24 protein-coding genes are annotated in these 21247 nt (G+C 39.7%); 6 read left to right on the forward strand and 18 right to left on the reverse strand.

What is annotated here, in order from left to right:
• Window positions 1-17: 17 nt before the first annotated feature.
• The 16 genes from rlmB to orn all read right to left on the reverse strand — a co-directional run bounded on the left by rlmB (window position 18) and on the right by orn (window position 15807).
• The gene (rlmB, locus tag GJS41_RS05310; RefSeq protein ID WP_154246266.1) at window positions 18-755 is read right to left on the reverse strand and encodes a 23S rRNA (guanosine(2251)-2'-O)-methyltransferase RlmB; all 738 of its coding nucleotides are present in this window, start codon (window positions 753-755) and stop codon (window positions 18-20) included.
• A 30-nt stretch (window positions 756-785) separates the two neighbouring features.
• Entirely contained in the window at window positions 786-3239 is a 2454-nt protein-coding gene (gene rnr / locus GJS41_RS05315; protein WP_154246267.1) for a ribonuclease R, read from the reverse strand.
• A 75-nt stretch (window positions 3240-3314) separates the two neighbouring features.
• A complete protein-coding gene (locus GJS41_RS05320) occupies window positions 3315-4064 on the reverse strand; it encodes a class I SAM-dependent methyltransferase (protein ID WP_154246268.1) in 750 nt (249 codons plus the stop codon).
• A 108-nt stretch (window positions 4065-4172) separates the two neighbouring features.
• Window positions 4173-4388 (reverse strand): DUF1653 domain-containing protein, encoded by a 216-nt coding sequence (locus GJS41_RS05325; RefSeq protein WP_154246269.1) that lies wholly within the window; start codon window positions 4386-4388, stop codon window positions 4173-4175.
• The gene (locus GJS41_RS05330) at window positions 4381-4830 is read right to left on the reverse strand and encodes a GNAT family N-acetyltransferase (RefSeq protein WP_154246270.1); all 450 of its coding nucleotides are present in this window, start codon (window positions 4828-4830) and stop codon (window positions 4381-4383) included. Before GJS41_RS05330 ends, GJS41_RS05325 begins: the two co-directional genes overlap by 8 nt.
• Window positions 4831-4900: 70 nt before the next feature.
• Window positions 4901-6202: an adenylosuccinate synthase gene (locus tag GJS41_RS05335; RefSeq protein ID WP_154246271.1), complete on the reverse strand. Its 1302-nt coding sequence runs from the start codon at window positions 6200-6202 to the stop codon at window positions 4901-4903.
• 176 nt (window positions 6203-6378) lie between these two features.
• Window positions 6379-6564: a DUF2065 domain-containing protein gene (locus GJS41_RS05340; RefSeq protein ID WP_154246272.1), complete on the reverse strand. Its 186-nt coding sequence runs from the start codon at window positions 6562-6564 to the stop codon at window positions 6379-6381.
• 102 nt (window positions 6565-6666) lie between these two features.
• Window positions 6667-7551 (reverse strand): protease modulator HflC, encoded by an 885-nt coding sequence (gene hflC / locus GJS41_RS05345; RefSeq protein WP_154246273.1) that lies wholly within the window; start codon window positions 7549-7551, stop codon window positions 6667-6669.
• On the reverse strand, window positions 7551-8591 hold the full coding sequence (gene hflK, locus GJS41_RS05350) for an FtsH protease activity modulator HflK (RefSeq protein ID WP_154246274.1): 1041 nt from the start codon (window positions 8589-8591) through the stop codon (window positions 7551-7553). Before hflK ends, hflC begins: the two co-directional genes overlap by 1 nt.
• 96 nt (window positions 8592-8687) lie before the next feature.
• On the reverse strand, window positions 8688-9992 hold the full coding sequence (gene hflX, locus GJS41_RS05355) for a ribosome rescue GTPase HflX (RefSeq protein ID WP_370515632.1): 1305 nt from the start codon (window positions 9990-9992) through the stop codon (window positions 8688-8690).
• 140 nt (window positions 9993-10132) lie between these two features.
• Complete coding sequence (hfq, locus tag GJS41_RS05360) at window positions 10133-10456, reverse strand: RNA chaperone Hfq (protein ID WP_154246275.1); 324 nt, start codon at window positions 10454-10456, stop codon at window positions 10133-10135.
• 127 nt (window positions 10457-10583) lie between these two features.
• Window positions 10584-11501 carry a tRNA (adenosine(37)-N6)-dimethylallyltransferase MiaA gene (gene miaA / locus GJS41_RS05365; protein WP_154246993.1) on the reverse strand — a complete coding sequence of 306 codons (918 nt, stop codon included), beginning with the start codon at window positions 11499-11501 and terminating at the stop codon, window positions 10584-10586.
• A gap of 53 nt (window positions 11502-11554) precedes the next feature.
• Window positions 11555-13291 carry a DNA mismatch repair endonuclease MutL gene (gene mutL / locus GJS41_RS05370; RefSeq protein ID WP_154246276.1) on the reverse strand — a complete coding sequence of 579 codons (1737 nt, stop codon included), beginning with the start codon at window positions 13289-13291 and terminating at the stop codon, window positions 11555-11557.
• Between the two features lie 14 nt (window positions 13292-13305).
• A complete protein-coding gene (locus tag GJS41_RS05375; RefSeq protein ID WP_227551252.1) occupies window positions 13306-14682 on the reverse strand; it encodes an N-acetylmuramoyl-L-alanine amidase in 1377 nt (458 codons plus the stop codon).
• A 35-nt stretch (window positions 14683-14717) separates the two neighbouring features.
• Window positions 14718-15197: a tRNA (adenosine(37)-N6)-threonylcarbamoyltransferase complex ATPase subunit type 1 TsaE gene (gene tsaE, locus GJS41_RS05380; protein ID WP_154246995.1), complete on the reverse strand. Its 480-nt coding sequence runs from the start codon at window positions 15195-15197 to the stop codon at window positions 14718-14720.
• Between the two features lie 52 nt (window positions 15198-15249).
• Window positions 15250-15807, reverse strand: coding sequence for an oligoribonuclease (orn, locus tag GJS41_RS05385; protein WP_154246996.1), 558 nt, complete (start codon window positions 15805-15807; stop codon window positions 15250-15252).
• Window positions 15808-15953: 146 nt separating this feature from the next.
• Between orn and GJS41_RS05390 the strand changes: the two genes are divergently transcribed.
• The 4 genes from GJS41_RS05390 to GJS41_RS05405 all read left to right on the forward strand — a co-directional run bounded on the left by GJS41_RS05390 (window position 15954) and on the right by GJS41_RS05405 (window position 18879).
• Window positions 15954-16325, forward strand: coding sequence for a 4a-hydroxytetrahydrobiopterin dehydratase (locus GJS41_RS05390; protein ID WP_154246277.1), 372 nt, complete (start codon window positions 15954-15956; stop codon window positions 16323-16325).
• Between the two features lie 15 nt (window positions 16326-16340).
• Entirely contained in the window at window positions 16341-17330 is a 990-nt protein-coding gene (gene rsgA, locus GJS41_RS05395) for a ribosome small subunit-dependent GTPase A (protein WP_154246278.1), read from the forward strand.
• A 68-nt stretch (window positions 17331-17398) separates the two neighbouring features.
• The gene (gene asd, locus GJS41_RS05400; RefSeq protein WP_154246279.1) at window positions 17399-18265 is read left to right on the forward strand and encodes an archaetidylserine decarboxylase; all 867 of its coding nucleotides are present in this window, start codon (window positions 17399-17401) and stop codon (window positions 18263-18265) included.
• Between the two features lie 89 nt (window positions 18266-18354).
• Window positions 18355-18879 (forward strand): cytochrome b, encoded by a 525-nt coding sequence (locus GJS41_RS05405; RefSeq protein ID WP_195758344.1) that lies wholly within the window; start codon window positions 18355-18357, stop codon window positions 18877-18879.
• 66 nt (window positions 18880-18945) lie between these two features.
• Here GJS41_RS05405 and GJS41_RS05410 read toward each other — a convergent pair whose 3' ends face one another.
• Window positions 18946-19470: a DUF937 domain-containing protein gene (locus GJS41_RS05410; protein WP_154246281.1), complete on the reverse strand. Its 525-nt coding sequence runs from the start codon at window positions 19468-19470 to the stop codon at window positions 18946-18948.
• Window positions 19471-19596: 126 nt separating this feature from the next.
• On the opposite strand from GJS41_RS05410, the gene GJS41_RS05415 reads away from it, so the two are divergent.
• Both GJS41_RS05415 and GJS41_RS05420 read left to right on the forward strand, forming a co-directional pair.
• Window positions 19597-19968 carry an MGMT family protein gene (locus GJS41_RS05415; RefSeq protein ID WP_154246282.1) on the forward strand — a complete coding sequence of 124 codons (372 nt, stop codon included), beginning with the start codon at window positions 19597-19599 and terminating at the stop codon, window positions 19966-19968.
• Window positions 19968-20504, forward strand: coding sequence for a peroxiredoxin (locus GJS41_RS05420; RefSeq protein ID WP_154246283.1), 537 nt, complete (start codon window positions 19968-19970; stop codon window positions 20502-20504). Before GJS41_RS05415 ends, GJS41_RS05420 begins: the two co-directional genes overlap by 1 nt.
• 3 nt (window positions 20505-20507) lie before the next feature.
• Here the strand turns inward: GJS41_RS05420 and GJS41_RS05425 are convergent, their stop codons facing one another.
• Window positions 20508-21236 (reverse strand): HugZ family protein, encoded by a 729-nt coding sequence (locus tag GJS41_RS05425; RefSeq protein ID WP_154246284.1) that lies wholly within the window; start codon window positions 21234-21236, stop codon window positions 20508-20510.
• Window positions 21237-21247 lie beyond the last annotated feature (11 nt).

The raw sequence follows: 21247 nt of genomic DNA on the forward strand, positions 1-21247 counted from the left end.
TAGCTTTTTTAAATAATTTAACGTCTCTGCCTGACCACTTCAAAGAGCGTTACTCCAGTGGCAACTGAAACATTTAGACTCGACACTTCTCCAGCCATTGGGATTTTTATCAGGTGATCGCAGGTTTCTTTGGTTAACCTACGCATACCATCGCCTTCTGCCCCCATAACAATAGCAATAGGACCATTTAGCTTAGTTTGATAAATGTCATGTTCAGCTTCTCCCGCTGCACCGTAAATCCATATCCCTCTATCTTGCAGCTGCTTAATGCTTCTGGCTAAGTTAGTCACAGTAATAAATGGAATGGCTTCTGCTGCACCACAAGCAACTTTTCTAACTACATCTGTAATAGTTGCAGCATTGTCCTTTGGCGCAATCACCATATTGACTCCAGCGGCATCGGCGCTTCGCAAACAGGCACCTAAATTATGCGGATCCGTCACGCCATCTAAAATTAATATAAAAGGCTCACTTCCGGCAGCATCTAATAATTCAGGAATATGCTTTTCATGGTAGCTGGATTTTTTTAACTCACCGCACTCAGCAATCACGCCTTGATGACGTTGCTCAGTGAGTTCATCTAAATCTTCGCGGCTTTTCTGAACAATTTTGATATTATTACTTTGCGCTAACTTAATTAACTTGTGCAAACGTTGATCACGTCGATTATTTTGCACCAGAACTCGACGAATAGATTCACTATTTCGTTTTATTAGTACTTCAACTGCGTGAATCCCAAAAACTATTTCAGACATTTATCTCTCAACCATTAAACCTTATCGTCACTATTTGCGCTTACCACTTTTACCACGCTTTGGCTTAGTGTTTTTGCCAAAGGATTTATTGCCGCTTTTCTTAGATCCTTTTTTTGCAACAGCTCCGCCCTTCTTATTCTTGGCGGACTTACTATAAGCACTTCCTTTACGCTCATCTTTTTTTGCCGTAGAACCCGAGCGCTTAGCTTTAGAGTATAGCTTACGCCTTTCTGAGCCTTTAACCTCTTCTCGCTTAACAGATTCACGTTTCACCAAATCAAAATCTATTTTTTTATCTTCTAGATCAACCCGACTTACTTTTATTAAGCAACGGTCACCGACTCTGAAACTTTGCTTTGAACGCTCACCGATAAGACGCATTTTTGCTGCATCAAAGTGGTAATAATCACCGTCAAGTGCACTAATATGTATCAAGCCATCAACGTGCAATTCATCAAGTTGCACAAACAAACCAAAGCTGGTGATAGTAGAAACAGTTCCCCAGTATTCCTCACCTACTCTAGTCAGCATATACTCGCACTTCAGCCAATCAGTTACATCTCGTGTTGCTTTGTCTGCGCGACGCTCGGTCATCGACGAGTGATCGCTCATTTGTACTAACTCAGCCTCCATATAAGACTGGCCAGACTCAGTGCCAACTAACAACTCTTTTTCTGCCAAGATACTTTTGATAATTCTATGAACCAATAAGTCAGGATAGCGCCTGATTGGAGACGTAAAGTGAGTATAGGAATCAAATGCTAATCCAAAGTGCCCTTCATTTTCTGGGCTATAAACCGCTTGCATCATAGAACGCAGCATCATGGATTGTATTAACTCATAATCCGGCCTTTCAGAGATTGAGTTATGCAGCTCTCGATAATCCTTTGGTTGAGGCTGCTCTCCACCGAATAAAAACAAACCCAGCTCACCTAAGAAAGCTCTAAACTTTTCTAATCGTTCTTCAGAAGGCCCTTCATGAATTCGATAAATCCCGGGAACCTTATTTTTTAGTATAAACTCCGCTGCCGCTACATTGGCGCAAATCATACACTCTTCAATAATTTTATGAGCATCATTACGCGTTCTACCAACTATTTTCTCTATCTTTCGATCTTCATTAAAAATAATTTGCGTTTCTGTGGTTTCAAACTCTATCGCGCCACGCTTGGTTTTAAGTTCTAAACGAGCTTTAAATAAATCATACAAATTTTCTAAGTCAGGAACTAAGTCAGCATACTCTTTACGAAGCTCCTCATGATCTGACTCTTCTTGACTTAAGATGCTCCATACTTTGGTATAGGTGAAGCGCGCATGAGAGTGCATCACGGCAGGATAAAATTCAGAGCTAATAACCTGACCCTGCGCATTCAAACTCACCTCAGAAACCATACACAATCGATCAACTTTTGGGTTTAATGAGCAAAGACCATTAGATAATAATTCAGGTAGCATCGGCACTACAAAATTAGGGAAGTAAACCGAGTTACCCCTATTAATAGCTTCGTTATCTAATGCCATATCAGGCCTTACATAATGGCTGACATCTGCAATGGCAACCCAAAGCGTCCAGCCGCCATCAGAATTTTTGCGGCAATAAACCGCATCATCAAAATCACGGGCATCCTCACCATCAATAGTGACTAATGGTAATTGTCTTAAATCTTTTCTTGCGCCCGAACCTTTTTGCCAATCATTTTGTGAAATTTCTACCGGTAACCCAGTCACTTCCTGATTAACAGCTTCCGGCCATTCATGTGGAATACCGTGAGCGCGGATAGCGATTTCTATTTCCATACCTGCCGATAGGTAATCACCTAAAACTTCGGTAATTACGCCGCGAGCATGTCGATTTTTTTGTGGCCTTTGGATAATTTCAGCTACTACGACCTGACCTACTTCGGCTTTTAAGCCCGAACTAAGATCAACAAATAGATCATGCTGTATTCTTGAGTCTTCCGAAGAGACAAAATATAAGCCATTTTCTTCATATAAACGCCCTACAACATGTGTGGTAGAGCCATCTAAAATCTCAACAATATCGCCTTCAGTTTTTCCACGGCGATTAACTTTTTTGATCCTAGCTAAAACCTTATCGCCATGAAAAACATTGTGCATTTCACGTGGAGATAAATACCAATCTTCTCCGCCTTGTTCAAGGTCAAGATAACCAAATCCATCTCGATGTGCCAATACAGTCCCTCGCACCAGATCGGTAGCATCTACCAAACAATAATCGCCCTTACGATTACAGATCAATTGACCATCACGCTCCATTGCATTCAATCGTTTATGCAGTGCACTTTTATCGTCCGATTGCTCAATTTTTAATGATGTCGTTAGTTCATCAAATGATAGGGGCTCACCTGATTTTTCTAGAGTCTGTAATATAAACTGGCGGCTAGCTATCGGGTTTTGATAGCGCTGCGCCTCGAGCTTTGCTTGCGGATCAGAGCTTTGAGATTTGCTTTTCTTTTTTGGCAATGGATTTAATTCTTAATAAACTTACATCTATTGTATAGTTTAGCGGACTAATTAGCGATAGCTGGCATAAATTCTTCAAACTAACTTGCGGAAAATTTTAAATTGCAATGGCCAAATACATTTTTTCATATGGCCAGTATCACACCAAGCAAACTCCAGCGGTTGTAGAATTTGATTTACTGGATCCTCACCTTCCATGATCTTATATTTTTGGACTGCAGACCAGGTTCTTAAGTAGTCAGCAAATTGCTTATACGACCAAGTGATTTCCATATTCAAACTAGGCGCTGATAACAATGGATGAGGAAATTCGAAATTGTTGTAGCCTTGCTCGATCCAACGGCGACGCTCAGACCAATAATCGCCTAAAATATCCTCATACAAAACCTTTATGGTTTTATCAATATTAGCGTTGATACGCACTAAGTCATAACACCAAGCCGCGAATATCCCACCAGGTTTCAATACTCTATCGACTTCTTGCATAAAATTGTCAAAATCGAACCAATGCAATGCTTGCGCCACAGTAATTAAATCCACGCTAGAGTCTTCTAAAGTGGATTGCTCCGCCTTTTCTTTTCGATAGTGTATGTTTGGTTCGGGCTTAGCATGACTAATCTGCTCAAGGCTTTCATCTGTAGCCATCACTTTATCGAATTGTTTAGCTAATTGACTGGCTGCTTGCCCAGTTCCAGTGCCAACATCCCAAGCTAATTGATGATTATCACAAACCATAGCTAAATATTGGAAAATTTCTGAGGGGTAAAGCGGACGATTGCGTTGATACTCTTGCGCAATACTTGAAAAGTAGTTTTTATCATCCATGACTCTAGTTCCTTGCGTATCTTTACTAACCACAATACGCTCAAAGTTAATAAAGATCAAAATCTATGATTGCCAGACTAGCTTGTTCCTTTCCATCTGATTAAGAGTTTATTTTACAAATTTAAACCGACTCATAAACTCTTCATTTCTTTCAATGGTTTCTGTAAACATATCTAAAGGCCTAATCCAAGTTCCAAAGTCTCCGTAAAGTGCTTTATAGACTACATATTGCTCACCAGTTTCTGAATGAGTTGCAACGTCTAGAACTTCGTATTTTTGCCCTTTAAAATGTTGGTAGATACCTTTTTTAATTTTGTTAGTCATTATTATTCTCTTGGTAAATATTTGGAAAGTACCGTTCCATCATACTGGAGGGGTTATTAAGTTCGGTAAAACCATATTTTTCATATAAGAACTTTGCTGTCCAAGTCGCCAAAGTAAAACGTCTAATGTTTTGTAAGTCAGGGTGTGCATCAATAGCTTGCATTAAATAATGGCTTAGTCCCTTACCTTGCTCTTCTCGCATAACAAATACATCTACCATATTGGCAAAAGTAGCTTTATCAGTAATCACTCGAGCATACCCTACCATATGAAAGTCTCTATAGAGACCAAAATTAATCGAGTTGCGAATAGATTTTTCAACTAACGGTTTTGAAATCCCATTTGCCCATGTTGATTCTTTATCGAGAAACTGATGAATGCACTCAATATCTAATTTATCGATATCAGTATCCACTGAATAACCGTCAAATTGCCACTGCATAATTAACCTCTTTCGAACATAAAAAAAGCGACCTAATGGTCGCTTTAATCTAACTTAATTATGATATTAATCAAGCTTCAAACGGGTGACGCTTAATAATCGTTTCTACACGATCTGGACCAGTTGAAATAATGTCTACCGGCACACCTACAATCTCTTCCACTTTAGCGATAAAGTCTAAAGCATTTTGCGGTAAGTCAGATAATGATTGAGCGCCAAAAGTTGTTTCGCTCCAACCTGGCATTTCGATATAAACCGGCTGCAAGCTAGTGTAATCATCAGCACCGCAAGGCGTATTATGTAATTCACCTTTTTTCTCACAGTTGTAAGACACGGCAATCTTTACGGTTTCTAAACCGTCTAAAACATCTAACTTGGTCATGCAAAGACCAGAAACTGAATTAATATCCACTGCACGCTTAAGTGCCACGGCATCCAGCCAACCACAACGACGTGGGCGGCCAGTAGTAGCGCCAAATTCGTTACCGATTTTAGCTAAACGAGCGCCAACGTCATCGAACAATTCTGTTGGGAAGGGACCACCACCCACACGTGTGGTGTAAGCTTTAGTGATACCAAGCACATAATCAATATGACGAGGGCCTACACCAGAACCGGTAGCAACGCCGCCTGCTGTAGTGTTTGATGAAGTTACGAAAGGATAAGTACCGTGGTCAATATCAAGCAAAGTACCTTGGGCACCTTCGAACATTAATTTATCACCGGCACGACGCATATCCGCCAAAGTCGCGGGTACATCGTCCAGCATCGGCTCAAGCATCACGGCAAACTCTTTACACAAGGCCAAAGTCTGATCGTAATCAACTGCATCAACACCGTAAAATTCAGTTAATGCAAAGTTATGCAACTTCATCACTTCTGAAAGCTTTTCTTCAAGACGATTTTGATCAAATAAATCTTCAACCCTTAAACCACGACGGGAAACTTTATCTTCATATGCAGGACCTATACCGCGACCAGTAGTACCGATTTTCTTTTCCGGATGACGTGCCGCTTCGCGAGCGTTATCCAAAGCAATATGATACGGAAGAATTAATGGGCAAGCTGGGCTAATACGTAATTTATCTTTAACCGGAACACCTCGCGCTTCAAGCATGTCCATTTCTTTTTTCAAGGCATCAGGAGCTAGAACCACACCATTACCGATGTAACACATAACGCCATCATTTAAAATGCCCGATGGAATAAGGTGGAGAACGGTTTTTTCGCCTTCGATCACTAGGGTGTGACCCGCATTGTGTCCGCCTTGGTAGCGAACAACCGCTTTTGCTTGCTCAGTTAAAAGGTCAACAATCTTGCCCTTCCCTTCGTCACCCCATTGGGTGCCTAGAACCACAACACTTTGTGCCATTGCTTCAACTCAAATTAGTTAATCTGATTCGCATTTCTGCGACAAGAAACCGCGCATTTTACCGCCAACGGCAAGGAAAATCCTCTATTTTTTGATATTTATCACAAATTAATCCATTAGCAAAATATTGGCAACTTCAAGATCAAGTACTTAGTCTCAGCTATTCATGCGATCTGCTATATCACCCAATAAATCCAAGCCAAACCAATCAGCATACTGATGATTCCAATTATTCGTAACTGGTTATCTGAATTTTTAATTGCTTCGCTCATGGTTCTTTTCCACACCTTTGGAAACAAAGCTGGCATCAGCCCTTCAAAGACCAGAAATAAGCCCATTGCGATTAACCACTCTTGTGACATTTAAAATTCTCTCTGTCTATATACTTTCTAAAACCTAAATAATCTCGCCTAACAAAAAAAGGGACAAGCCAAGCTCGTCCCTTTTTGCGTTGCGATTAACTCTTATTTACCGTCAGCGTCTTTAAAATACTTAAAGAACTCGCTATCGGGTTTAATGACCATAATATCGTCTGAGCTATTAAACGAAGCTTTATAAGCGTCTAAACTTCTCAAGAAGGCATAAAACTCAGGGTTCTTATTGTAAGTTTCCGCATAAATACGAGCTGCTTCAGCGTCACCATTACCACGGATCTCACGAGTTTGTTGTTCCGCTTCAGCAATAATGATCGTTGCCTTAGCATCGGTTTCTGCTCGAATAATACTGGCAGTCTTTTGGCCTTCTGCACGGTTTTTCTTAGCAAAACGATCACGCTCAGCTTTCATCTCGTCGAAAACGTTCTTACGAATTTCAGCAGGATAGTTAACTTTCTTAACTTGAACATCAACTAACTCAATACCAAACTCTGGTGTTTTCAACTTAACCGCTTCTAAAATCGCTGCCATGGTTTCTTCACGTTTAGTTGCCACGATTTCTTGAGTATTGCGCAAACCTACTTGGGTACGAAGCTCAGAATCAATAAAGCGTTCTAAAAATTCATTCGCTTTATTCACTTTACCGCCAGTACGAAGATAATACTGACCAAAGTCTTTTACTCGCCAGTTGGCATAAGTATCAATTTCTAAATCAAACTTATTAGAGGTCACTACACGATCAGGAGCACCATCTAATGTTTGAATACGAGCATCAATTTTTAAAGCTTTATTAATAAAAGGGATTTTAAAGTGTATGCCCGGCTCATATACGGATGGAGTTCCATCAGGGTCTTTTTTTACTTTGCTGAATTCAAGGATAAAGCCACGTTGTTGCTCTTTGACGATAAACATTGATTGAGACAATACAAAAATCAATGCCAGCGCTAAAAAACCTAAAATTGGAGACTTATTCATTATTTGCTCTCCTTATTGCTTTTCTTTTTATTCACGATTTGATCCAACGGCAAATAAGTTAAGTTACTACCACCTTCAGTGTCTAATATCACCTTACTGACTTTGCTCATCACTTGCTCAACAGTCTCTAGGTATAAACGCTGGCGAGTTACTTCTTTAGCAGCCTCATATTCTGGTAATAACTTAGCGAAACGAGCCACCTCACCTTTTGCTTCAGCGATTACTCTTTGACGATAAGCTTCTGCAGCCTGCATCATGGTTTCCGCTTCTGCTTCAGCAGTTGGAATTACTTGATTCTCATAGGCACGAGCTTGCTCTTCATAACGCTTTTTATCATTAATCGAACGGTTTACATCATCAAAAGCTTCTCTCACTGCGGCGGGTGCTTCAGACTCTTGAAGGTTAACTTCAATCACTGTTATACCCATTTCTAGAGGGCCAATGGTTTTATTAATTTCTTCCTGCACCATTGCCATAATGCCGGTTTTATTATCCTTTAAAACTTCATCAATATTAGAGTTACCGACAGCTTTTCTTAGTGCAGCATCTGTTGCGTGCTTTAAAACCGAGTCAGGTTTGTTCACATTAAACAAATAGTCTTCAGGTACGGAAACTCGATATTGGACAGATAATTTAACATCTACAATGTTTTTATTTCTAGTCAACATAGTGCCTGAAAAATACTCAGGTTTTACTGTATTTACGTCAACTTTATATAGACGGTCAATGCCCCAAGGCATCCAACCCAAGCCAGGCTCTACCGTTCTATCATAAGCGCCAAAACGTGTAATGACACCCTGCTCCGCTTCCTTAACCGTATAGAAGCCTTTAATCACGTAAAAAGCGACTAAAACCACTAAGCCAATAACAAAGAAGCTTTTACCGCTATTTGCACCTTGACCACCTTTGCCACCAAACATTTTGCCGAATTTATCGCCAGCTTCTTTGATCATCTTATCGAGATCGTTTTGATTGTTTGGGCGTTTTTTACCCCACGGATCCTGGTTATTACCATCTCCGCCCGGTTGATTCCAAGCCATTTGACTCTCCGAATTATAGTGAATATTCAATCTAACTTAATTTATTGTAGGGGCGCGCCTACTAGCTTTCAAGCGATAACGCCCTTTCTAGCTCGATTAATCTGAATTTAAAATGTAACCAGATAAATCTTTATCTAACTTTCTTTCCAAACGAACCCAGTCTGCTTTTGGCAACTGAACCTTTAGTAATAAGTCACCATGCTCCGAGTAAGCCTCTTCTTCTATGGCACTGAGTTCATATAAATAACCGCGTAAACGACCTTCTGATGGAGGAATTTTTAAGTCTGCAATCAACTGCTCATCCATTGCTAATTCTTCAATCGCATCTTGCAGCAAACCCATACCAATGTCTTTTAGCGCTGAAACCCATACTCGAATAGGTTTACCAGTATCATCACGATCAATCCGAGGTTCAGCGCCTTCGATGGCATCGATTTTATTAAACACCTGAAGCATTGGAATTTTATCAGCACCAATTTGCGTTAGCACTTTTAACACTTCCTCGATATTTTCCTCTCTTCTATCAGAGGCCGCATCAATAACATGTAGCAATACGTTCGCTTCTACCGACTCTTCCAAAGTCGCCCTAAAAGCTGCCACTAGATCATGAGGCAAATGACGAATAAAACCTACCGTATCTGCAAGAATCACATCGGTGCCTTGAGGTAAAGACAAACGCCTTAATGTAGGGTCCAATGTCGCGAATAACTTATCTTCCGCTAAAACGTCCGAGTCTGTGGCTAAATTAAACAAGGTAGATTTACCAGCATTAGTATAACCGACGATAGATATCGTTTTAATATTAGCTCTTTTACGAGAACGGCGACCTTGTTCCCGTTGCTTACCGACTTTATCAAGACGCCTCTCGATATATTTAATTCTATCGCGCAGTAAACGTCTATCAGTCTCAAGCTGGGTTTCACCAGGGCCACGCATACCAATACCGCCCTTTTGACGCTCAAGGTGCGTCCAGCCACGCACCAGTCGAGTAGATAAGTGTTTTAATTGAGCCAGTTCAACTTGTAGTTTACCTTCAAAGGTAAAAGCTCTTTGCGCAAAAATATCCAAAATCAAGCCTATCCGATTAATCACTCTAGCTTTAACTTCTTTTTCAATATTTCTTTCTTGAGCCGGTGATAAAGAGTGATTAAAAATAATCAGCTCTGCATCTGTGGCATTTTTTATTGAGATAATTTCATCAATTTTTCCGCTACCGATAAAATACTTAGGATCAGGTGAGCCTCGCTTAGCAGTTACGATATCCAAAACCTTTAGTCCGGCCGAACGCACCAGCTCAACAAACTCCGATAAATCTTCTTGGTTTTTGTCTTGGCTAAGATCATGCCGAAAATCAATGTGTACTAGAACTGCTGATTCACCACCAGCATGACGATCAAACACTCGTCACCTCTATTAATAAAATAAGACAGGTAATTATAGGAAATTTAGACACTAGAAAGCCAGTTACTTCTGCAAAGCAACTGGCTTCTTACTGAATTCTTTAACTTTTGGTTATTGACCTAAAAACCTTAGATCTAAAGCTAGAGACCACCCATTTGGCCGCCAGTATAACCACCACCCATTGTACCGGAACCCATGCCGTCATCATCTGAAGAATCTTCAGATTGTTGGCCATTTTCATTTGTTCCATACTGAGTACGAACATTTCGGATTGGCACTACCGTTGAAACCGCATGTTTATAAACCATTTGGTTGACAGTGTTTTTTAGCAAAATCACGAATTGATCGAATGACTCTATTTGTCCTTGTAGTTTAATACCATTTACTAAATAAATAGATACCGGTACTTTTTCACGACGTAATGCGTTCAAGAAAGGGTCTTGTAGCGATTGCCCCTTTGACATAATAACTACCTCTTTTAATTATAGTGCTCTTTGAGCCTATTGTTATGGTTCGTCCCAAGTTGGATTTTTTATTCTCCAGCTAAGAGTTTATATCAATCACTATACTAAATCGAGCCCCGTCAATAACTTATGAAGAGTGTAAAAAATTTTTCAAAAGTTGATTTACTGATTTATATAGGCTTTTAAAATCTTGATCCGATTGTAAAGAATTGAGGTTTGACCAGCTACGAAGCCATGTGAATTGACGCTTAGCTAACTGGCGTGTAGCAATAATGGCTCTTTCAATCGCTTCATCTTTACTGAGTTCGCCCGCAAGAAATTGCCAGATCTGTCGATAACCGACTGATCGAATTGCTGGCAGATCTATATTTAAATCTCCCCGCTGGTATAGTTTTTGAACTTCATCCAGTAACCCTTGGTCTATCATTTGGTGAAAGCGCTGCTCTATTCGTTGATGTAAAACCGCTCTATCACTTGGCAACAAAGCAATTTGCAGAACATCGTAAGGAAACTCCTCAGTTTCTTGCTCATTATGTAACTGGCTTAGCGGCTTGCCACTGATGGCAAAGACTTCTAGAGCTCTTAAAATGCGCTGAGGATCATTAGCATTAATTCGCTTAGCGGAGTCCGAATCAACTGCATTCAACTTTTGATGCATATAAGCAAGGCCTTGCTCATTTAACTCTTGTTGCAGCTGCTGTCTAATGTCAGGATTAGAGTCTGGTAGATTGTTCATGCCTTCTAATAAGGTTTTGTAGTAAAGCATGGTACCTCCTACGAGTAATGGAATTTTCCCATTAGCAACGATTTGAGCCATTTGTCTTAAAGCATCATCTCTAAATCTAGCCGCAGAATACGGTTCACTCGGATCGCAAATATCAATTAAACGATGAGGCGCTAATGCTAACTCTTGCTCGCTCGGTTTAGCAGAGCCGATATCCAAACTTTTGTAGACCATCGCCGAATCAACGCTAATAATTTCACAATCATGCTCTTGCACTAACTTTATCGCCAACTCCGTTTTGCCTGCCGCTGTAGGCCCCATTACAAAGATAGCTTGTGGTTTTGTTTTTAATCTATTCACTGCAACTCTATCAATTATTTTTTGGATAAAGTGGTTAAAAAATTACCCATAGTTTGGGGGGAGATCTCGTAATAATATTGAGACTTTTGCCATTCAAGAATATTAGACTTTTGCTGTAAGTAATCTGACCAATGAGTTTTTGATTCCGGTTGCCAAGCATCGCTCAAACATTGAATTAAAGCTGCTGGCAAGTTCTCTATTGTATCTATACTGTCAAAAGCGCTTTGCAACCAGCTTGAATAATCGCAGTGCTCAATACAAGAAGGAACTTTACGAATAACTAATTGATTAGGTCCTAATTGTGATAATTCAAAGCCAAATCCAATACAGCTATCGATTGTTTCTTCTATAGGCAACCTTTTTCGAAGCTGTATGCGTATAGGGATCAAAATAGGTTTATTCTTAACGCTTTTATCTTGCCATTCCTGCTTTAAAACACTAGTTATTAAATCAATCACAAAAGATTTCAAATCAAGTAGCTTTACTTTTGATTCTTGCGGTAGCAGATAATATTGCCCGAACCATAGTTGTGATGACTTATCTTGTTTTGGCTGGTAATAACTATTTTTTTCGCTGATCTTTAAAGATGAATTATTTTCAGGCCTATAGCTCCCGTGCATTTCGTTAGCGGAATTAACTTCTGTGGATTCAGCGTAGCTAGAATAAATAGCATCATGGATCGATGCATGATTTTCAGGCTCTGCTTGCGATTGAGCTATTGGTTGAGCAATCACATCAAAACTATCAGCAGCTGCAAAATCCTCAAGCCGAGTATTTATAGCTTTAATGATGTAATCATGGACTCTCCTGCCTTCTATGAACCGCACTTCATGTTTGGTGGGGTGAACATTAATATCTAACTTATCCGCAGGTAATTCTAAGAATAAAACAAAAGCAGGCGAACGTCCGGTCGGCAACCAATCTTGATAAGCTTGACGAACCGCATGATTAATAGTGCGATCTCTTACTGGTCTACCATTGACAAAAAAATACTGGCTTAGACTTGAGCTCTGGTGATAATCGACTGGGCCCAACCAGCCTGATAACTTAATATCTTCTAATTGAGTATCTAAAACTAATGCTTTTTGGATAAAAGGCCGACCGACAATGGCACCAACCCTCTGCTTAATTTGTTCGGATGAATTGGCGGCTGGTATACGCTTAGTAACTTTGCCATTATGTTTTAGCGTAATAGCGACATTAGCATTCGCCAAGGCAATTTTTTTTACCACATCCTCAACATGAATATATTCTGTTCGCTCTGCTTTTAAAAATTTCTGCCTTGCAGGAGTATTAAAAAATAAGTCTTTCACTTCTACAATAGAACCGAAAGGTAACGAATGCGGCAATAACTTCACTTCCATTTGCTGACCTTCGGTATAAGCAGACCAGCCAATATCTTGAGATTCAGGCTTTGAACTTAAGGTCAGCTTAGATACCGAACTAATACTAGCCAGGGCCTCGCCACGAAATCCTAAGGTACTAATCGCTTCAAGATCTTTTGCCTCTAAAATTTTACTAGTGGCATGTCGAGCAAGTGCTAAGTTTAATTCATTCCTGGGAATACCATGTCCATTATCTGTAATTCTTATGAGTCGAACACCGCCACGCTCTAAATCAATTTGAATACGATTAGAACCTGCGTCAATAGAATTTTCAAGCAACTCCTTAACCACAGATGATGGACGTTCAACCACCTCACCAGCGGCAATTTGGTTTGCAATTAATGGGGAAAGTTTTTGAATTGTCACGAAATATAATGAGCTTAGTTTGCGGTAGGGATAATTAATTTTTGTCCAATGCGAACCGTATTAGATTTCAAATTATTGGCCACTTTTAATTCTTTTATTGAAACATCAAAACGACTCGCCACTTTACTTAAATTATCGCCACGCTGAATGCGATAGATACTTTGACGATACATAGAGGCGTATAAAGTTCCATCTGGAGCCTTAGCTTTAAAGTATTGCTTAATACCATCTTTTACCGCTTTGGCTAGCTTTTTGCGATACTTTTTTGACTTTAACAATTTCTCTTCTTGCGGATTAGAAATAAATCCTGACTCGACTAAGATTGATGGAATATCTGGATTTTTCAATACCAGCAAATTATTTTCTTCTACATGCGGTTTATGCATTTTGGGGGCAACCTTATCCATTTTTTTATGCACTTTTTGCGCTATTTGCATACTTTCGGCAATCGAGTTCTCCATTTGCAAGTCGAGCAAAACCGATCTTACTGATGAGTCATAGTGAGACAATCTAATTTTACTATCAACACCACCCAATAGTTCTGACTTTTCTTCTTGTAGCTGCATCCAGCGCGCGATTTCAGATTTAACCCCGCGGGTGTTTAAGATCCAAACTGATGCACCGCGAGCTTTTGGGTTTTTAAAGCCATCAGCGTGTACTGAAACAAATAAATCAGCGCGATGATTGCGTGCAATATCGGTACGCTTACGATGACGTAAATAATAATCACCTGTTCGCGTTAAAATTGCCTTCATGCCTTTTTCTTTATTGATTTCATCGACTAAATCTTTCGAAAGCTTTAAAACTATATCTTTTTCATGAGAACCGCTTGGACCCAAAGCACCTGGGTCTTCTCCGCCATGTCCTGCATCAACTGCAATGACAATATCTCGCTTAGACTCTTTAGGCGGAACCGCTTTTAACTCTTCTTTTGCCGCGACTTTTTTCTTATCAAATAAGTCTATAACCAACCTATCGCCATAATCTTGATAAGGCTTCAGGCTGAAACTCTTTGGATCTGACTCTTTAGTTAAATCCAAAACCAAACGTAAATCTCCAGGATTTACGGGGGTTGATTGACGTACTTTTTTAATCAAATCACTTTTGATTTCTAATTCAGATAAATCCACTACCACTGAGGAAGCCGGTATATCGATCACCACTCGGTAGGGATTAGTAAGAACTTTGATACTGTGCTCAACTTCAGCGCTCAAATCGAGAACCACTCGCGTAGACTCTGGAGACTGCCAAAAGCGCATACTTTTTACTACCGCTGCATTAGTTGCAAAAGCAAAAGTAGTAAAGATAAGACAACTGAATACCATTAAGGCAGATTTAAAAGTCATTAGCCGACGATTACGGCCTGTGGTTTGCAAGTCTTGCACTGTCATTCTGTCACGCTTGTACGGTTTTTAACCTATAATTATTAATCATCATTTTGGCACAAAATATCATCAAAATTCCAGTGATTCGGTAATTTAGCGTTAAAGTCAGTTATTTGCACTTTGCGCCCAGCTTCAAAATAGCTTAATTTTAATTCGAGATCAGCCGCTGGAATCATACCTAAACCTTTATCAGGCCATTCAAAAATCAATAAAGCATTCTGTTCTTGATATTCCCGAATACCAATAAACTCAAGCTCTTCGGGATCAGCCAAACGATACAAATCAAAATGATACACCGCTAAATCCGCAAGCTGATAGGGCTCAACTAAAGTATAAGTTGGACTTTTAGTAGAACCTAGATGACCCAGTCCTCTTAATAAGCCTCTTACTAAAGTAGTTTTGCCTGCTCCCAGTTCTCCTTGTAAATAAATCACACAAGGCATATCCAAAGACTTCGCTAAGGCTAAGCCTAATTGTTCAGTACTAGAATCATCCGCTAGAAAAAGCTCTTTTTGTTGCATACTTCTTTTCTGCATAGGTTAAGACTATATTCTATTTAAACTGACTGGCAGCTTAATCAAGATTTATAAATTCCTTACGATAGAAAGCACATTCAGCAATCGACTCACGAATATCATCCAGTGCTAAATGCGTTGCTTTCTTTGTGAAATTTTTAAGTATCTGCGGCTTCCAACGAACTGCCAACTCTTTTAATGTACTAACATCAAGATGGCGGTAATGAAAATATGATTCTAGCGATGGCATATGTTTCACCATAAAACGTCGATCTTGGCAGATTGAATTGCCGCACATAGGTGACTTGCCTTCAGGAACCCACTCGCGCAGAAAATCCAGAGTTAGTTGACTGGCCGTTTCTTCATCGATATCACTTTGTCTTACCCGCTCGGTCAAGCCAGATTTACCGTGCTGCTCCACACACCATTGATTCATGTTCGCTAAAACTTCATCAGATTGATGAATAGCCAATACAGGACCTTCCGCCAAAATATTTAAATCTTTATCAGTCACAATGGTGGCTATTTCAATAACAACATCCCGATCTGGCTCTAAACCTGTCATCTCCAGATCAACCCAGATTAAATTATCAGCTAATCCTTTTTTATCACTCATCTCTTCAACCTGTTTCTTTATCTGCTCTATGCTCATTATATTTATACTAAGTCTAAAATAACGCATCAATTTAGGCTATTATAGTCGCAAACTCATTTGAATGTTTAGTATTTAGTGGCGGCTCATACTGCCAATAGGGAATCATTATGCTTTTGAACGAACAACAATGTGTCCACAACGATTCAGCTCGCAGTCCAATTGATGCAAACACGCGCGATCAACTATTATCTGAGCAATTAGATCAATGGCAATTTGATGCTGATGCAGGCGCTGTAATGCGTAAATTTAAGTTTAAAAATTATTACCATACGATGGCATTTGTAAATGCGGTGGCCTGGATTGCAAATAAGCAAGCACATCACCCTGATCTAGAAGTCAGCTACGGTCACTGCATTGTTCGATATACCACCCACGATGCCGGCAATAGTTTATGCATGAATGACTTAATCTGTGCAGCGCATATTGATGCATTAGAAACTAACGGTTCTTTTGGGCCAAACTTTGTTTCTGAGCAATAGAATGTTGTTTCAATAATGGCTAGACGGCAAGGTAAGCATATTACCGACAAGCAGCATAATAAAAAGAAAGTATCCATTGATGAGTCTAGCCTTTTGGCACCTGAAGAAGGTGTGGTTATCAGCCGTTTTGGCCAACAAGCCGACATAGCCGATAAAGACTTTAAAATCATTCGTTGCTTTATTCGTAAATCCTTAGATATTCCCGTGGTCGGAGATAAGGTTATCTTTTGCCGACAAGCTAAAACCGATCAAGGCCAAGAAAAAGGTGTGATTAACGAATTGCTACAGCGTCACTCGTTACTGAAACGCCCAACACCGCATTATGGTATTAAACCTGTAGTTGCCAATGTGGACTTTATTGCCTTATTACTAGCTCCTGCCTTAGGCTTTTCAGAAATGATGTTGGATCGTTATTTAGTGGCCGCTCAGGCCAGCGAATTACCGGTTTGGATTATTTTCAATAAATGGGATTTGCTGAATGATAATGAAAAACAGGAAATCGAAGGCCGCTTAAAACCCTACAAAAATTTAGGCTATCCTATTCATATTATTAGCGCCAAGCAAGGCTCAGGAGTCGATGAGTTTATCTCACAAATAGGTAATAAGAGTTTATTACTAGCAGGTCAGTCAGGTGTTGGGAAATCCACCTTGATAAATCGCTTGTTCCCGAATAATACAGTTGCGACTTCTGAAATCTCGGAGACTTCTGGCTTAGGCACTCATACCACTACAGCCTCTCGACTATATCGCTTGGCTAAAGACTCTTATATCGTTGACTCTCCTGGTGTTCGCGAATTTGGTTTATGGCACCTAGATGCGGAACTGATACAAAATGGTTTTATAGAAATCTCGAGGATTTCTGAGCAGTGCAAGTTTCGTAATTGCCGTCATTTGAATGAACCTAAGTGTGCTGTATTACAGGCAGCAGAAGATGGCCAGATTGCTCAAAGTCGATTGAATAACTATCAATACCTCATCCAAAATTTTGACCAAGTAAACGCCTAACAATTTTTAGATTGTGATGGTAAAATCCTCAACATTAATAAAAACCTTTTTTAACTGGTAATCACAACATGGCCGAGTCCTTCTCAAATCAACTAAAAGTTTTGTCGCAATATTTGATACCACAGCATGGTCTTTCATTATTGATGGGAAAAATTGCAGAATCAGAAAGCTCTCGTGTTAAAAATGGTTTTATCAATTGGTTTATTAAGCAATATGGTATCGATATGTCTATTGCCGAAAGAGAAACTGCTGAAGAGTATAAAACATTCAATGATTTTTTTACTCGTTCACTCAAAGATGGCGTACGCCCAATTGAAGGCGATACCAATACCATCGTAAACCCTGCTGATGGAAAAGTTAGCCAGCTTGGGAAAATTGAGAATGGCTTTATTTTTCAAGCTAAAGACCACTTATTTTCAGCCAAGACTTTATTAGGTGGCGATGAAGAGTTAGCAAAACCATTTAAAAATGGTGAATTTGCAACCATTTATTTATCGCCAAAAGATTACCATAGAGTCCACATGCCTATGGCTGGCCGCTTGACAAAAATGATTCATGTGCCTGGCAATCTATTCAGCGTCAACCCATTAACAGCGCGAAATGTTCCGAACCTTTTTGCACGTAATGAGCGAGTTGTTGCTATGTTTGACACTGAAGTAGGGCCAATGGCGATGGTATTAGTGGGCGCTACTATCGTAGGCAGCATTGAAACCGTTTGGCACGGCACTATCACGCCACCGACTCGTGATAAGTTACAGGTCTGGGATTATCCGGTCGATGGTGAGTTCTCACTAGAAAAAGGCCAAGAGATGGGGCGTTTTAAGTTGGGCTCAACCGTAGTATTATTGTTCCCCGAAAACTCCATCGATTGGGCAAAAAACATGAAAGCCTATGCTCCAACGGTAATGGGAAGCGTGCTTGCCACTAAAAAATAGTATCTCATCCAAATTCTTCTTCAAATTTATTTGAATCTTTCTATCTCCCCTTTTATATTGAACACATAATTAATATAAAGGGGATGATAATGCAAAAATACACTCTCACTATGCGCCTACTGCATTGGTTCATGGCTATTCTAATTTTAGGTTTGATTGCTACCGGCTGGTATATGGAAGGCATCCCAAGAGACGCGCCGAATAAATACGACTTATACTCTTGGCATAAGTCTTTTGGTTTAACACTGTTTCTACTAGTCCTAGTTCGCTTTATAGTTAGAATCACTTCAAAAAGACCAAGTCTTTCCGAAAAGATGCCAAGCTGGGAAAAACAATTAAGTCGTGCCGGACATTTCTTTTTATATTTGCTGATGTTTTTTGTGCCTTTGTCAGGAATCATTATGTCTGATGCTGGCGGACACCCATTGAATTTCTTTTTCACCAGTTTTGATATTTTAGTTACCGATAAAAAACTAGCTAGCATTGGTGCTGACTTCCATGCCATCCTACCTTATGTGTTATTAGGCATTGTGGTTTTACATTTATTTGGCGTTTTAAAGCATAAATTTATTGATAAAGATCCAGAGTTGGACGTTTTGAAAAAAATGCTTTAATAAATACACTATTGAACATAAAAAAGCCCGCAATTGCGGGCTTTTTAAGTCCATACACAGACGATATTAACGGAATAACTTTCCCGCCATCCCCATGATGTCATCCATCATAGAGCCATCACCATCAGAATCCAGCAAACCTTGTAGCATGCTAGGATTTTTCGCCATAGGCTGCTGTTGATTTTGCTTACCTAAAGAGCCCATCAAAACAGTGGCTGCCATAGGTAACATTTTCTTCAAAATAGAAGAGTCTAAACCCGATTGAGCAGAAGCTTGTTGTGCTACTTGACGTGACTGTTCTTTAGAACCTAAAAGGTGACCTAAAATAGAGTTACCATTATCAATAGCTTGTCGTTGACCTAACATTTCAGGTTGCTCTATATATTGTTGATTTTTATTTTTTGTTAATGCTCCTAGCAATGACTCTAGGCCACCTTGAGCAACATTATTCTTCATACCGCCTTGTAGCGCAGGTAACAAAGAACCTAAACCTTTCATAGCATCGCCTGCATCTAGATTTAAACTTTTGGCAATTTGACCAATTGCGCCAGAGTTTTGTTGCCCGAGTACCATTTCTAATAAATTACCCATCGATTCGATCTCCTAAGTAGTGCAGAATCCTGCGTTAAATAACCAATACACTATATGGCGTTGAATGGTTATAATCCAATAGTAGAACGAATCATTTAACACTATTTAACAGATCATGTTCAAGCAATGAGCTCACAGCTAGAAGAATTTAAAAACGCAGTTTATTATTGGGTTGCTCAAATTCCGAAAGGAAAAGTCACCAGTTATGGCTATATAGCACGTCTAGCGGGCTACCCAAGGCATGCTCGGCATGTATCAAAAGCGCTAGGTTCGGCTGATAAGTCATTGAATCTTCCATGGCAACGAGTGATAGGCTCTACCGGCAAGATAGCCTTTTCACCCGACTCTAATGGTTATGCCAAACAGGTGGCTTTGCTAAAAAAAGAAGGCGTTACCATTATCAATGGAAAAGTTAATTTGAAACAATTTGCTTGGCAGTTCGTCGAAAAAGACAAGAGCACAAGTAAAGCTTTTAACCCAGAATCTTTTTTTAAATAATGACGACTGATATCAAAAAATCACAAAAGCCCAAAAAAACCTGGTGGCGACATGCTTTAGAAATTCTAACCCTAGTTAGTATTTTTTTTGCAGTGATGCTTTGGCAAGAAAGACACTTGCTAAGTAATGATGGTCATCAAAAAGCTCCTGAGCAGGTTTTAGTTGGACTAGACGAAAATACTCATGCGTTACCCATTAACAATCAAAAACAGTTACTGTACTTTTTTGCCCCTTGGTGCACGGTTTGTGATATTTCTATAGGTAATATAGAACTACAAAAAAGTGCTCTATTAAATAAAGGCTATCAAGTTCGCTATATTGCACTGGATTGGAAAAGCCAACAAGAAGTGCAAGCTTTTGTTGATGAAAATGACCTTACATTTCCAGTGCTAATGGGAACCAAAGAAACTATGCAACAATATTCGATTAAAGGTTTTCCCACCTATTATTTAATCGACGATAATGGCGTTATTACCGCAGGCTCGCAAGGCTACTCCACCAGCTTAGGTGTCTGGATTCGTAGCCTTGGACAGTAAAGTTTAAGCTAGTGCAGCTCTCGCTTTATTCGTCATATCTACTAATGCTTTTCTAATGCTTCCGCCTGTTCGAGCAATTTTAGAAAAGCTAATAAAGAGTGGTTTCTGCTCATCAGCTTTAACAAAAAAACCATCTGGATTCACTGCTAACATTTCAACATCCTTTGCCTCTACACCAAGTTGGTCTTTTAAAATCAATTGCATGGCATCTTTATGGTCATCATTCATATGAGTAATCATTCCATCTTCAGCCTCTAACCAATCCGGTTCATCAAGCAGCCAATCCTGTTTACTTATCCAGTGTATTTCGCCAAAGCCACCAATGTATCGAACTTTATGGCACCTCAAGATAAAAAAATTAAAATCATGTGCTTTTTTATACTGTGTACTTGACGGGAAAATTCGATAATATCGCTCAGCAATTTTTTCAGCCTGCTCCTTCTCGATTTTCACGGCTTCACCCATAACTGTAAGCCTAGCGCCGGCGTTAGCGTCATCATCATCGCCAGTAAATGCAATTAAAGACATTCTAGGATCTTTAAGAATATTACGGGTATGCTGCGCCAAATCACTAATGTAAAAGATCGGTTCGCCATTTACAGTACTAATATATGTCGTTACCGAACCAAACGGGTACCCTTCCATAGACTTAGAATGCGTGGATAAAACGCCTAACTCTTGTGTGCGTAACAAACGGCGGGCATCTTTAATCACTTCTGTTTTATCTTTCATTACAAATATCT

Source organism: Kangiella sp. HZ709 (assembly GCF_009674675.1).
Taxonomy (GTDB): Bacteria; Pseudomonadota; Gammaproteobacteria; order Enterobacterales; family Kangiellaceae; genus Kangiella.

Coding starts and splice junctions, on each gene's coding strand:
- hfq (WP_154246275.1), bottom strand. CDS start 10,456: ATGTCAAAGGGGCAATCGCTACAAGACCCTTTCTTGAACGCATTACGT.
- GJS41_RS05415 (WP_154246282.1), top strand. CDS start 19,597: ATGAGCTCACAGCTAGAAGAATTTAAAAACGCAGTTTATTATTGGGTT.
- miaA (WP_154246993.1), bottom strand. CDS start 11,501: ATGGGGCCTACAGCGGCAGGCAAAACGGAGTTGGCGATAAAGTTAGTG.
- GJS41_RS05330 (WP_154246270.1), bottom strand. CDS start 4,830: ATGCAGTGGCAATTTGACGGTTATTCAGTGGATACTGATATCGATAAA.
- GJS41_RS05340 (WP_154246272.1), bottom strand. CDS start 6,564: ATGTCACAAGAGTGGTTAATCGCAATGGGCTTATTTCTGGTCTTTGAA.
- GJS41_RS05405 (WP_195758344.1), top strand. CDS start 18,355: ATGCAAAAATACACTCTCACTATGCGCCTACTGCATTGGTTCATGGCT.
- orn (WP_154246996.1), bottom strand. CDS start 15,807: ATGAGTGATAAAAAAGGATTAGCTGATAATTTAATCTGGGTTGATCTG.
- asd (WP_154246279.1), top strand. CDS start 17,399: ATGGCCGAGTCCTTCTCAAATCAACTAAAAGTTTTGTCGCAATATTTG.
- hflK (WP_154246274.1), bottom strand. CDS start 8,591: ATGGCTTGGAATCAACCGGGCGGAGATGGTAATAACCAGGATCCGTGG.
- GJS41_RS05320 (WP_154246268.1), bottom strand. CDS start 4,064: ATGGATGATAAAAACTACTTTTCAAGTATTGCGCAAGAGTATCAACGC.
- GJS41_RS05325 (WP_154246269.1), bottom strand. CDS start 4,388: ATGACTAACAAAATTAAAAAAGGTATCTACCAACATTTTAAAGGGCAA.
- GJS41_RS05425 (WP_154246284.1), bottom strand. CDS start 21,236: ATGAAAGATAAAACAGAAGTGATTAAAGATGCCCGCCGTTTGTTACGC.
- GJS41_RS05410 (WP_154246281.1), bottom strand. CDS start 19,470: ATGGGTAATTTATTAGAAATGGTACTCGGGCAACAAAACTCTGGCGCA.
- tsaE (WP_154246995.1), bottom strand. CDS start 15,197: ATGCAACAAAAAGAGCTTTTTCTAGCGGATGATTCTAGTACTGAACAA.
- GJS41_RS05375 (WP_227551252.1), bottom strand. CDS start 14,682: ATGACAGTGCAAGACTTGCAAACCACAGGCCGTAATCGTCGGCTAATG.
- rlmB (WP_154246266.1), bottom strand. CDS start 755: ATGTCTGAAATAGTTTTTGGGATTCACGCAGTTGAAGTACTAATAAAA.
- GJS41_RS05420 (WP_154246283.1), top strand. CDS start 19,968: ATGACGACTGATATCAAAAAATCACAAAAGCCCAAAAAAACCTGGTGG.
- rsgA (WP_154246278.1), top strand. CDS start 16,341: ATGGCTAGACGGCAAGGTAAGCATATTACCGACAAGCAGCATAATAAA.
- GJS41_RS05335 (WP_154246271.1), bottom strand. CDS start 6,202: ATGGCACAAAGTGTTGTGGTTCTAGGCACCCAATGGGGTGACGAAGGG.
- hflC (WP_154246273.1), bottom strand. CDS start 7,551: ATGAATAAGTCTCCAATTTTAGGTTTTTTAGCGCTGGCATTGATTTTT.
- GJS41_RS05390 (WP_154246277.1), top strand. CDS start 15,954: ATGCTTTTGAACGAACAACAATGTGTCCACAACGATTCAGCTCGCAGT.